Below are 12,015 nucleotides of genomic sequence, written 5' to 3' on the forward strand. Positions count from 1 at the left end.
CGCTCGCAATGACGGATTTTGCGGCGGCTACTGCCCGCCTATCAAGCTCATCACAAACCGGCTGCCGACAATAAACAGATAGCACCCGAACGCGACCTCCAGCGTCCGCTTCGACATCGCATGCGCCGCCTTCACACCGAGTGGTGCGGTCACAAGGCTCATCGGCATCACCAACACGGCGCCGATCAGGGAGACGTAGCCAAGCGCGAACGGGATTTGCAGGGCTGCAACGGCCGGGTAGCTGGCCGCCGCAGGCCAGCCAGCATAGATGTAACCGAGCGCGCCGGGGATCGAGATCAGCACCGCGAGCGCCGACGATGTCGCCACGGCCTGATGGATCGGACGGCCGTAGAACGTCATCAGCAGATTCGAAAACAATCCACCGCCGATGCCCATCAACGTCGACAAAATGCCGACGCAGAAGCCGTAGATTCGCATCAGCGGACCTTTCGGCAGATCATCGCCGAGCTTCCAGCTCTCGCGCGCGAAGATCAGCCGTACCGCGGCCGACCAGGCGACGGCGACGAACACGATCTTGAACAGCCGCTCCGGCGCGTAGCGCGCGACCACGCTGCCGGCGATGACGCCGATCAGGATCGGCAGCCACCAGACCCGAAGGATCGCAAGATCGACGGCGCCGCGCTTGTAATGCGCCTGGAACGAACGAATCGAGGTCGGAATGATGACGGCGAGCGAAGTGCCGATGCAGAGCGGCATGCGCACCTCCAGCGGCACACCGGCGATGCGGAAGCACTCGTAGAACACCGGCACCAGAATCGCGCCGCCGCCGATGCCGAACACGCCGGCCAAAAATCCGGAGAGCGCGCCGGTTGCGATCAGCAGCAGCGTGAGCTCGAGGATCTCCTTGATATCAAGTCCTGCAATCACCCCTGACCTGCCCCGGCGATGGCTCGCAACTTCTCCGATGCATCGCTCGGATAGCCGCCCGCAATGCTCTAGGCGATCTGATTTGTCGGGTCGACCGCCGCATCGCCGGTCTGGGGTGGGATGCGGGATGCGCATATCCGCCCGTCTCGCGAAAAATCGGTGCGCTTTGCGGAAATTGCAGATTGCTCGCCGGCCATCGCTGCCGGTTCGCACGTCATGAACTGACTGGTTCGAAGCCTCGCCGGACTGCGGCGGCTTAGAGCCGTTCCAATAGTAATTTCAATGCGCCGCGGCCCTCCTGACAAGAGATGAATTCTGGTTCTGTCTTTAGCCGGTGCGCCATGGCCCTGGTATACCAAGCGCCCGATTGGCCTTGTTACATCAAGGGCCTAGAGCTGAACCCAGGTTCGATTTATGGCGATTTGGTGATTGCGCAGGTGAAATCGACTCCGTAAATAGAGCCGACCTTTCGCGATCCCCGCGCGCCCCATGCTGGGCCGCAATAAAGCAATTGAAGCCCATGACCGCACGGATCGAACGACCGCTTTCGCCGCACATGCAAGTCTACCGCTGGACCCTGACGATGGCACTCTCCATCGTCCATCGCGCCACCGGGATTGCCCTCTACGCCGGAACGCTGCTGCTGGCCTGGTGGCTGATTGCGACAGCCTCGGGCCCGGCCGCCTATAGCCACGTCCAGGCCTTCACCGGCAGCATCATCGGCCGGCTGATCGTGTTCGGCTTCACCTGGGCGCTGATGCACCACATGCTCAGCGGCATCCGGCATTTCGTCTGGGACCTCGGCTACGGCTTCAAGGCCAATGAGCGCGAAGCGTTGACCTGGGGCGCGTTGATCGGCGGCATCGTGCTCACGGTCCTGGTCTGGATCATCGCCTACGCGATCGGAGGCGGACGATGAGTTTCGACGAATCCCACGGCGCTCCGAAGGGCTCCTCCATGCGCACCCCGCTCGGCCGCGTGCGCAATCTCGGCGCGGCGCATTCGGGCACGTCCGATTTCTGGCGCCAGCGCATCACCGGCGTCGCCATGACGCTGCTGATGATCCCCGTGATCGTGATCGTGATGATGCTGCTCGGCCGCAACCAGGCCGGCGCCGCACAGATTCTCGGCTCGCTGCCGATCGCGGTGATCCTGCTGCTCTTCATCTTCGCCAGCGCCTGGCACATGAAGATCGGCATGCAGGTCGTGATCGAGGACTACATCCATAACGAGAAGCTGAAGCTCATCTCGATCATGCTCAACAACTTCTTCTCGTTCGCCGTGGCGCTCGCCTCGACCTACGCGATCCTGAAACTTTCCTCCGGAGTCTAACCCATGGCCACAGAGACCAATGGCAAGGGCAACGGCGCTCCCGCCACCAACGGCAAAGCCTATCCGATCGAAGACCACACCTATGATGTGGTCGTGGTCGGCGCCGGCGGCGCGGGCTTGCGCGCCGTGGTCGGCTGCAGCGAAGCCGGCCTCCGCACCGCCTGCATCACCAAAGTGTTTCCGACCCGCTCGCACACCGTCGCGGCGCAGGGCGGCATCTCGGCGTCCCTCGGCAACATGCACAAGGACGACTGGCGCTGGCACATGTACGACACCGTGAAGGGGTCGGACTGGCTGGGCGACCAGGACGCGATCGAATACATGGTGCGCAACGCGCCCGAGGCGGTCTACGAGCTCGAGCATTGGGGCGTGCCGTTCTCGCGCACCGAAGACGGCAAGATCTACCAGCGCCCGTTCGGCGGCATGACGCTGGACTACGGCAAGGGCCAGGCGCAGCGCACCTGCGCCGCCGCCGACCGCACCGGCCACGCCATGCTGCACACGATGTACGGCCAGTCGCTGCGCCACGCGGCCGAGTTCTTCATCGAGTTCTTTGCCATCGACCTGATCATGGACGACCAGGGCACCTGCCGCGGCGTCATCGCGCTCAAGCTCGACGACGGCACGCTGCACCGCTTCCGCGCCCAGTCCGTGATTCTGGCGACCGGCGGCTATGGCCGCGCCTATGCATCCTGCACCTCGGCGCACACCTGCACCGGCGATGGCGGCGGCATGGTGCTGCGCGCCGGCCTGCCGATGCAGGACATGGAGTTCGTGCAGTTCCACCCGACCGGCATCTACGGCTCGGGCTGTCTCGTCACCGAAGGCGCGCGTGGCGAAGGCGGCTATCTCGTCAACTCCGAGGGCGAGCGCTTCATGGAGCGCTATGCGCCCTCCGCCAAGGATCTGGCCTCGCGTGACGTCGTCTCGCGCGCGATGACCATCGAGATTCGCGAAGGCCGCGGCGTCGGCAAGAAGAAGGACCACATCTTCCTTCATCTCGACCATCTCGATCCCGCGGTGCTGGCCGAGCGCCTGCCGGGCATCTCGGAATCCGCAAAGATCTTCGCCAATGTCGACGTGACGCGCGAACCGATCCCGATCGTCCCAACCGTGCACTACAACATGGGCGGCATCCCGACGAACTATCACGGCGAAGTCCTGACCAAGAAGGACGGCGACGACAACGCCATCATCCCCGGCCTGATGGCGATCGGCGAGGCCGCCTGTGTGTCCGTGCACGGCGCCAACCGCCTCGGCTCCAACTCGCTGATCGACCTTGTCGTGTTCGGCCGCGCCGCGGCGCTGCGCCTCGCCGAGAAGCTCACGCCGAACGCCAGCCAGCCGGAGCTGCCGGCGAATTCGTCCGACCTGGCGCTCGGCCGGCTCGATCATTATCGCTATGCCTCCGGCGGCACGCCGACCGCGAAGCTGCGCGAAGGCATGCAGCACGTGATGCAGAACAATTGCGCGGTGTTCCGCACCGGCGACATCCTGAGCGAAGGCCAGAACCTGATCGAGAAGGTCCATAGCGGCATCACCGACATCGCCGTGTCCGACCGCTCGCTGGTGTGGAATTCCGACCTGATCGAGACGCTCGAATTCGACAATCTGATCGCGCAGGCGGTGGTGACGATGAACTCGGCCGCCAACCGCACTGAGAGCCGCGGCGCGCATGCCCGCGAGGACTTCTCCGAGCGCGACGACAAGAACTGGATGAAGCACACGCTGGCCTGGCTGGAAGATTCCGGCAAGGTCAAGATCGAGTACCGCCCGGTTCACGACTACACCATGACCAACGACGTCCAGTACATCCCGCCCAAGGCTCGCGTTTACTAAACGGCGCGCATGTACTGAGCGAACAGCGAAAGCTTTATCGAAATGGTTGAATTCGCACTTCCGAAGAACTCCAAGATCAGCGGCGGCAAGACGTGGCCGAAGCCCGCGGGCGCGACCGAGGTCCGTGAATTCCGCGTCTATCGCTGGAATCCGGACGACGGCAAGAATCCGAGCGTCGACACCTATTACGTCGACACCCATGATTGCGGGCCGATGGTGCTGGACGGTCTGATCTGGATCAAGAACAACATCGACCCGTCGCTGACCTTCCGCCGCTCGTGCCGCGAAGGCGTCTGCGGCTCCTGCGCGATGAACATCGACGGCCAGAACACGCTGGCCTGCACCCGCTCGATGCACGACGTGAAGGACGGCGCGGTGAAGATCAATCCGCTTCCGCACCAGCCTGTCGTGAAGGACCTCATCCCCGACCTCACGAATTTCTATGCGCAGTACGCTTCGGTCGAGCCGTGGCTGAAGACGACCTCGCCGACGCCGCAGAAGGAATGGAAGCAGAGCCACGAGGACCGCGAGAAGCTCGACGGCCTCTACGAGTGCATCCTCTGCGCCTGCTGCTCGACCTCGTGCCCGAGCTATTGGTGGAACAGCGAGCGCTATCTCGGTCCCGCCGCGCTGCTCCAGGCCAACCGCTGGGTGTCGGATTCGCGGGATGAAGCGACCGGCGAGCGGCTCGACAATCTCGAGGACCCGTTCCGCCTCTATCGTTGCCACACCATCATGAACTGCGCCAAGGCCTGCCCGAAGGGCCTCAACCCGGCGGAGGCCATCGCGGAGCTCAAGCTCAAGATGGTCGAGCGCCAGATCTAGGCGTCATTCATGCTGCGATCCCCGGCCGGAACGGCCGGGGCATTCTACGGCGGGCGCGTCTTCCAGTAGATTTCGCCTCCGCCCCTGCGCGGGCAAGCCGACGAGTCGCAACCTCTGGTTCCAGCTACAAGCCGCTTCCTTCCCGGCGCGAAATTCAAGTAAGCTCTCCGGCGTGGGACCGGAGCGACCGTGCAGGGCGCACAACGCAATTCGCTGAGATTGCTGCAGTGGATGATGGCTGCGTCCCTGGCGCTGCCGATTGCGCTGTTCGCGATCGCCGCCTCGATCTCCTACCCCTCGACCAAAGAGATCGCCGACCGCGAGATCGAGCGCACCCTCGATGTCGCGCACGAGCACGCGCTCAAGGTGTTCGAGACCATCGACCGCAGCCTCGCCGAGATCAACGAGGTGGTGCGCGACATGCCCGACGAAATCATCCGCTCGCGCGAACCGGCCCTGCACCGCCGCCTGAAGCAACTGACCGATTCGCTGCCGCAGCTCAAATCGGCATGGATCTTCGATGCGGACGGAAAGTCGCTGGTCAACAGCCTGGCATCGCCGCCGCCGGCGCAGAGCTTTGCGGACCGTGATTACTTTGCCGCCCATGTCGACCAGAGCATCGGCAGCTACATCGGCGTTCCCCTGACGCCGCGCCAGCCCTATCAGGGCGCGCGCTTCTTCGGGGTCAGCCGCCGCCGCAGCTCCGACGACGGCAGCTTCATCGGCGTGATCCAGGCCTCCGTCCTGCCGGAATATTTCGAGAGCTTTTATGCCAGGATCGGCTCCGATCCCGGCAGCTTCCTCGCCATGGCACGTACCGACGGCGTGGTGCTGGCGCATCTTCCGCGGCGGGACCGCGACCTCAGGCTCGATCCTAACGGGCCGGTTGGCCGCAGCATCGCAGCTCACCCCGAGCATGGCCTCATCACCATCGCCTGGCCATCGGACGAGGTCGAGCGGCGCATCGGCTACCGACGCATCGCCGAATACCCGATCTATGTCAGCGCGGGGCTGGAGACCTCGGCAATCCGCGCGCGCTGGTTCGCCACCATGGGCCAGCATCTGGTGTTCGGTATTCCCGCCACCGCGCTGCTGTTTCTGCTGCTGGCGTTCGCGTTCCGGCGCACCCAGCATCTTCAGGCCGAGGCCGCCGCGCGGCGCGAAGCCGAGGAGGCGCTCAAGCACAGCCAGCGCCTGGAGGCGCTCGGCCAGCTCACCGGCGGCGTCGCGCACGACTTCAACAACCTCCTGACCGTGATTCGCGCCTCTGTCGACCTGCTGAACCGGCCGCAGCTGAGCGAGGAGCGGCGCCAGCGCTACATCACCGCCATCGCGGACGCGGTCGGGCGCGCGGCCAAGCTGACCTCGCAGCTGCTCGCCTTTGCACGGCGCCAGACCTTGAAGCCGGAAGTGTTCGACGTCGGCGCGCGGCTGCAGTCGCTGCACGACATGCTCGCGACGCTGCTCGGACCCGCGATCGAAATTGCGATGCGGCTGCCGGCCGAGCCCTGTCTCGTCAATGCCGATGCGAGCCAGTTCGAGACGGCGTTGATCAACATGGCGACCAATGCGCGCGATGCCATGCACGGCAAGGGCAGGATCGTTTTCGAGGTCGAGGCCGCGGCGACCATTGCGGACACGCGGGCTCCCGTCTCGGTCAACGCTGACCTTTCAGGCCACCATGAGCTTTCCGGCAAACATGAGCTTGCTGACAAACATGGCTTCGTCGGCATTGCCGTCAGCGACACCGGCATCGGCATTCCGGCTGCGAGGCTCGAGCGCATCTTCGAGCCGTTCTTCACCACCAAGCAGGTCGGCCACGGCACCGGTCTCGGCCTGTCGCAGGTGTTCGGCTTCGCCCGGCAGTCCGGCGGCGAGGTGACAGTCACCAGCGAAGTGGGCCACGGCAGCACCTTCTCGCTCTATCTGCCGCGCGTGGCGCCGCACCTGCTGCCGCAGCGGCAGGCACCGAACACGGCCCCGGCTGTGGCCGGTAGCGGCATGTCGGTGCTGCTGGTCGAGGACAATATCGAGCTCGCCAATTTCGCGGCCGACGGCCTCACCGAGCTCGGCTACAGCATCACGCTGATCGACAATGCAACTGATGCGCTCGCCGAGCTGGTCATGGATTCCGATCGCTTCGATGTCGTTTTCTCCGACATCGTGATGCCCGGCATGACCGGGCTCGATCTCGCGCAGGCAGTCCGCGAGCGCGGCATCGGCGTGCCGGTCGTGCTGACCACCGGCTACAGCGAGGCGCTGTCCCAGGACGGCAAGGTCGATTTCGAGCTCGTGCAGAAGCCCTATGCGATCGATCAGCTATCGCGCGTGCTGCACCGGCTCGCGCGACGCCGGGTGCGCGACGGCGCCGCCGAATGATCCGACACTCGGAACCGAGTGGAACCTTTTGATTTAGCTTGCGTTATCCGGCCATGCAAAAGCCGGCCAGAAAGCGCGAATCGGGCAAGAAGCCGCCCATCGTCGAAATCGTCGGCGAGACCGGCGAGGAAGAGGCTCCGCCGCCGCCCGAGTTGGTCGAGCCCGACCCGGAGCAATCGCCCGAAGAGGCCGAGCAGGCCCGCAAGGACTACCTCCTCACCCGCTTCTGGATCAGCGCGCGCGGCTTCTGGGGCCGCAACGGCGACCGGCTGGCGTGGCCGTTCTCGATCGGCCTCGGCGTGCTGATCGTCCTGACCGTCGGCTTCCAATACGGCATCAACGTCTGGAATCGGGCGATCTTCGACGCGATCGAAAAACGCGAGGCGTCCACCGTCTTCCATCTCACCGCGGTGTTCTTCCCGCTCGCGATCGGCAGCATCGTGCTCGGCGTGGCGCAAGTGTTCGCGCGCATGGGCATCCAGCGGCGCTGGCGCGCGTGGCTGACGGCCAGCGTGCTGACGCGCTGGCTCGGCAACGGCCGCTATTACCAGCTCAATCTCGTCAGCGGCGACCACAAGAATCCGGAATACCGGATCGCGGAGGATCTGCGCGTCGCGACCGATTCGCCGGTGGATTTCCTCGCCGGCGTGACGTCCGCGCTGCTGTCGGCCGCGACCTTCATCGTCGTGCTCTGGACCATCGGCGGCGCGCTCACCGTCACGCTTGCGGGATCGTCGGTGACCATTCCCGGCTTCCTGGTGATCGCCGCGATGCTTTATGCGGGAATCGCATCGGGCTCGATCCTGGTGATCGGCCGCCAATTCGTGCAGGTCTCCGAGGACAAGAACCAGGCCGAGGCCGATTTCCGCTACACGCTGACGCGCGTGCGCGAGAACGGCGAGAGCATCGCGCTGCTCGGCGGCGAGGAGGAAGAGCGCGACGGCATCGACCGCAACTTCACGAATGTACTGCGGCAATGGGCGCGACTGGCGGGCCAGCACATGCGCACCACGCTGGTGTCGCAGGGATCGAGTCTTGTTGCTCCCGTGGTCCCTCTCCTGCTCTGCGCGCCAAAATTCCTCGACGGCAGCATGACGTTGGGGCAGGTGATGCAGGCGGCTTCCGCCTTCACCATCGTGCAGAGCGCGTTCGGCTGGCTGGTCGACAATTATCCGCGGCTCGCCGACTGGAATGCCTGCGCTCGCCGCATCGCCTCGCTGATGATGTCGCTCGACGGCCTCGAGCGCGCCGAGCAGGGCGACGGAATCGGTCGCATCAAGCGTGGGGAGACCAGCAACGACGCCATGCTGGAGCTGAACGACCTCTCCGTCACGCTTGATGACGGCACCGCCGTGGTCGGCGAGACCGAGGTGGTGATCGAGGCTGGCGAGCGGCTCCTGGTGGCCGGCGAATCCGGCACCGGCAAGAGCACGCTGGTGCGCGCCATCGCCGGGCTCTGGCCATGGGGTGGCGGCAGCGTCAATTTCCATCCCGACCGGCGGCTGTTCATGCTGCCGCAGCGACCCTACGTGCCATCAGGCTCCTTGCGCCGCGCGGTCGCCTATCCCGGCGCGGAAGATGACTGGACCGTCGAGGAGATCGGCGAGGCCTTGCACAAGGTCGGTCTCGACCATCTCAAGGACAAGATCGAGGAAGAAGCACCGTGGGACCAGACGCTGTCTGGCGGCGAGAAGCAGCGTCTCGCTTTTGCGCGGCTGTTGCTGCACAGCCCTGATATCGTCGTGCTCGACGAGGCCACCTCGGCGCTCGACGAGAAGAGCCAGGACAAGATGATGAAGATGGTCACCGACGAGCTGCCGAAGGCCACCATCGTCAGCGTCGCGCATCGTGTCGAGCTGGAGGCCTTTCACAGCCGCAAGATCGTGCTGGAGCGCCGCAAGGGCGGTGCAAAACTCGTCAGCGATATCGACCTGATCCCGCGCAAGGGCAAGCGCAAGCTGCTCGGGCGATTCCTGGGCCAGCGCAAGGCGCCACCGAAGAAGGCGGCGTGAGGCTAGCAGCTGTAGCCCGGATGGAGCGTAGCGCAATCCGGGACAGTCCATCGAGAGGCGAAACCCGGATTGCGCTGCGCTCCATCCGGGCTACCGACCCCTCGTGAACGATTGGAGTCCCCGGCAAAACCGGCTATGCATGCGCCGCTTGCAACGAGGACTTTGACTTGGCGACCGACAATGCCCCTTCGTCCGCGCCGTTCGGCGCGTTTGCGCCGAATGCGGCGCAGGCCGCGATCATTCGCCTCGCGACACAGTCGCGGCTGAAGCGCGGAGCGTTCCGGCCCTGGCTTTCGCGATTGGTGAACCTGCTGCGCAGTGGTCCCGTCGACGTGCAATACCAGGGCGCATCGTTCCGCTTCTATCACCAGGGCAGCGCGACCGAGCGCGGCGCGCTGTTCAATCCCGATTACAATCTCGACGAGCTCGACTTCCTGCGCCAGCACACCCCGGAGGCCGGCGTGTTCGTCGATGTCGGTGCCAATGTCGGCACCTTTGCGCTGGTGATGGCGCGACAGGTCGGGCCATCAGGCAAAGTGGTCGCCATCGAGCCGCATCCGATGACGTTTGGACGGCTCTCGTTCAACCAGGCCGCGTCGAAAGCGACGCAGGTGCGCCTGGTGCAGGCGGCCGCCGGCGACAACGACGGCGAGCTGATGATCGAGAGCGGCGGCGGCAATCTCGGCGCCACGCATGTCGTCACCGGCACGGCCAGCGCGGAGGCGATCAAAGTACCCTCGCTGCGGTTGACGCGCATTCTCGACGAGGCCGGCATCACGCGAGTCGATTCACTCAAGATCGACGTCGAGGGCTTCGAGGATCGCGTGCTGATCGGCTTCTTCCGCGACGCGCCGCAATCGCAATGGCCGCGCGCGGTGGTGATCGAGCATCTGTCACAAAAGGATTGGCGGGAAGATTGTATCGCTGACATGGTCGCGCGCGGCTTTGTGGTTGCGCGCAAGACGCGGAGCAATACGTTCCTGTCGCGCTGACGACGAACGACAGAGGTAGCGATGATCGACCATATGGGCTTCCCGGTCTCCGACTATGAGCGCGCCAAGGCGTTCTACGCCAAGGCATTGGCGCCGCTCGGCTACAGCCTGATCATGGAGGTCACGCAGGAGCAGACCGGACACGATCCGGCCGCCGGTTTCGGCGCCGACGGCAAGCCGGATTTCTGGATCGGCGGCGAGGGCGCGCTGAACAAGCCGGTGCATGTCGCGATCCTGGCAAAGGACCGCGCTGTGGTGGATGCATTCTACAAGGCGGCGATTGCGGCGGGCGGGCGCGACAACGGGCCGCCCGGGATCCGGGCACATTATCATCCGACCTATTACGGCGCCTTCGTGCTCGATCCTGATGGACACAACATCGAGGCGGTTTGCCACGCGCCGGAATAGATAAAGTTCCTTCTTCCGGCCGGAACCTCGTTCCGCGCCCGCCGTTGTCGTCCCTTGCAAGAAGGAGCACGACATGGCCAACGACAATGCTCGCGACGTCGATCGCGATTTGGATCGCGTGTGGGATCTGATGAAGTCGATCGGATTCGCGATGCTGGTGACGCGCGATGGCGACAAGCTCCGCGCGCGGCCGATGAGCGCCTATCTCGATCGCAACGCGGACACGATCTATTTCCTCACCGACGCGCGGCGTCACAAGGACGATGAGATCGCGCGCAATCCGTCCATCAACCTGTCGTTCGCGGATGCGGGCAGCCAAAAATACGTGTCGCTGACGGGCACTGCCGTGGTCTCCAATGACCGTGCGAAGATCAAGGAGCTGTTCGCGACGCCGGCCAAGGCGTGGTGGGACTCTGCGGAAGATCCCAACATTCGCGTGCTCAAGGTCACGCCTGACGATGCCGAGTTCTGGGATTCGCCCGGCACGGTGATCTCCTATGTGAAGATGGCGGCCGCGGCGGTGACGAACACGCGGCCCGATCTCGGCGACAACCGCAAGGTCTCGATGTAATGCCGATCGAGCCGCCCGAGATTCCGCCGTCGACGCCGGGCACGCCCACCGAGCCGCCGCCGGGGATTCCGCCGGGCAATCCGCAGCCTGAAATCGCGCCGCCGGTGCGCGAGCCCGGCGCGCCGACGCCACCCGACGAACTGCCGGGCCGCATGCCTGAAGAGATTCCATCGCGCGGGCCGAACGGACCGCTCACGCCGAATCCTGCGACGGATGCAAGTCCGCCGCGGGATCGCGCATGAGGCGACGCATCACATCGGAGGCAATTGCAACCTGCGTCTGAATGCGCAATGAACGTCACTATAGTGAGGTGATTTGCGTGCAGAAATAAATCGCGCCGCGTCGGCTTCGTCCGCCACAATCCGGCCTAACGCGTAGCTGTTCATCCCAACACTTCGTCAAAGAACCTTCCGGGGAAGTTCACCATCATGACTAATCTTCGTTTCGTGCTGCTTGCCACCACGGCTCTGACCGCGATGCAGTTCGCAAGCTCCGCATCACATGCGCAAGGCGCGCCGCCGCTCGTGGTCGCGCAGGCGCAGCCACAAGAGACCGGCCCTGACGGAAAACCGAAGGAGCCGCCGAAGGGAGCGCCCGCGCGCCCGGCTACACCGCCGCCTGCGGCGCCCGCGCGCCCGACCGCACCGCCGCCCGCAGCTGCACCGCCCCATCCGCCCGCGCCGCCTCCGCCGGCGGCCGCTCCGCAGCGCCCAGCAGCACCGCCGCCGCCTCCGCCGCCACCTGCGGCTCGTCCGGCACCGCCGCCGCC

11 protein-coding genes are annotated in these 12,015 nt (G+C 65.1%); 10 read left to right on the top strand and 1 reads right to left on the bottom strand.

Annotation, left to right across the window (positions count from 1 at the left end; all coding sequences use genetic code 11):
• Positions 1-27: 27 nt before the first annotated feature.
• Positions 28-888 (bottom strand): sulfite exporter TauE/SafE family protein, encoded by an 861-nt coding sequence (locus tag AC0L3K_RS37410; RefSeq protein ID WP_473367961.1) that lies wholly within the window; start codon positions 886-888, stop codon positions 28-30.
• A 520-nt stretch (positions 889-1,408) separates the two neighbouring features.
• Here AC0L3K_RS37410 and sdhC point away from each other — a divergent pair.
• The 10 genes from sdhC (at position 1,409) to AC0L3K_RS37460 (ending at position 11,488) form a co-directional block, all read left to right on the top strand.
• Positions 1,409-1,807, top strand: coding sequence for a succinate dehydrogenase, cytochrome b556 subunit (sdhC, locus tag AC0L3K_RS37415; protein WP_007598778.1), 399 nt, complete (start codon positions 1,409-1,411; stop codon positions 1,805-1,807).
• Positions 1,804-2,220 carry a succinate dehydrogenase, hydrophobic membrane anchor protein gene (sdhD, locus tag AC0L3K_RS37420; protein ID WP_007598776.1) on the top strand — a complete coding sequence of 139 codons (417 nt, stop codon included), beginning with the start codon at positions 1,804-1,806 and terminating at the stop codon, positions 2,218-2,220. The genes sdhC and sdhD overlap by 4 nt, the downstream gene beginning before the upstream one ends.
• Positions 2,221-2,223: 3 nt before the next feature.
• Entirely contained in the window at positions 2,224-4,059 is a 1,836-nt protein-coding gene (sdhA, locus tag AC0L3K_RS37425; RefSeq protein WP_007598775.1) for a succinate dehydrogenase flavoprotein subunit, read from the top strand.
• A 42-nt stretch (positions 4,060-4,101) separates the two neighbouring features.
• Positions 4,102-4,884 (top strand): succinate dehydrogenase iron-sulfur subunit, encoded by a 783-nt coding sequence (locus AC0L3K_RS37430; RefSeq protein ID WP_007598774.1) that lies wholly within the window; start codon positions 4,102-4,104, stop codon positions 4,882-4,884.
• 189 nt (positions 4,885-5,073) lie between these two features.
• Positions 5,074-7,263 carry an ATP-binding protein gene (locus AC0L3K_RS37435; protein WP_473367962.1) on the top strand — a complete coding sequence of 730 codons (2,190 nt, stop codon included), beginning with the start codon at positions 5,074-5,076 and terminating at the stop codon, positions 7,261-7,263.
• A 53-nt stretch (positions 7,264-7,316) separates the two neighbouring features.
• A complete protein-coding gene (locus AC0L3K_RS37440; protein ID WP_354201537.1) occupies positions 7,317-9,275 on the top strand; it encodes an ABC transporter ATP-binding protein/permease in 1,959 nt (652 codons plus the stop codon).
• Between the two features lie 167 nt (positions 9,276-9,442).
• Positions 9,443-10,267: an FkbM family methyltransferase gene (locus tag AC0L3K_RS37445; RefSeq protein ID WP_473367963.1), complete on the top strand. Its 825-nt coding sequence runs from the start codon at positions 9,443-9,445 to the stop codon at positions 10,265-10,267.
• Between the two features lie 21 nt (positions 10,268-10,288).
• The gene (locus AC0L3K_RS37450; RefSeq protein ID WP_354201539.1) at positions 10,289-10,675 is read left to right on the top strand and encodes a VOC family protein; all 387 of its coding nucleotides are present in this window, start codon (positions 10,289-10,291) and stop codon (positions 10,673-10,675) included.
• Positions 10,676-10,748: 73 nt separating this feature from the next.
• Positions 10,749-11,246 (top strand): pyridoxamine 5'-phosphate oxidase family protein, encoded by a 498-nt coding sequence (locus tag AC0L3K_RS37455; protein WP_007598769.1) that lies wholly within the window; start codon positions 10,749-10,751, stop codon positions 11,244-11,246.
• Entirely contained in the window at positions 11,246-11,488 is a 243-nt protein-coding gene (locus AC0L3K_RS37460; RefSeq protein ID WP_007598768.1) for a hypothetical protein, read from the top strand. Before AC0L3K_RS37455 ends, AC0L3K_RS37460 begins: the two co-directional genes overlap by 1 nt.
• Positions 11,489-12,015: the final 527 nt, after the last annotated feature.

It is taken from the genome of Bradyrhizobium sp. MI1.10 (assembly GCF_055811035.1).

Coding starts and splice junctions, on each gene's coding strand:
- sdhC (WP_007598778.1), top strand. CDS start 1,409: ATGACCGCACGGATCGAACGACCGCTTTCGCCGCACATGCAAGTCTAC.
- sdhD (WP_007598776.1), top strand. CDS start 1,804: ATGAGTTTCGACGAATCCCACGGCGCTCCGAAGGGCTCCTCCATGCGC.
- sdhA (WP_007598775.1), top strand. CDS start 2,224: ATGGCCACAGAGACCAATGGCAAGGGCAACGGCGCTCCCGCCACCAAC.
- AC0L3K_RS37430 (WP_007598774.1), top strand. CDS start 4,102: ATGGTTGAATTCGCACTTCCGAAGAACTCCAAGATCAGCGGCGGCAAG.
- AC0L3K_RS37440 (WP_354201537.1), top strand. CDS start 7,317: ATGCAAAAGCCGGCCAGAAAGCGCGAATCGGGCAAGAAGCCGCCCATC.
- AC0L3K_RS37450 (WP_354201539.1), top strand. CDS start 10,289: ATGATCGACCATATGGGCTTCCCGGTCTCCGACTATGAGCGCGCCAAG.
- AC0L3K_RS37455 (WP_007598769.1), top strand. CDS start 10,749: ATGGCCAACGACAATGCTCGCGACGTCGATCGCGATTTGGATCGCGTG.
- AC0L3K_RS37460 (WP_007598768.1), top strand. CDS start 11,246: ATGCCGATCGAGCCGCCCGAGATTCCGCCGTCGACGCCGGGCACGCCC.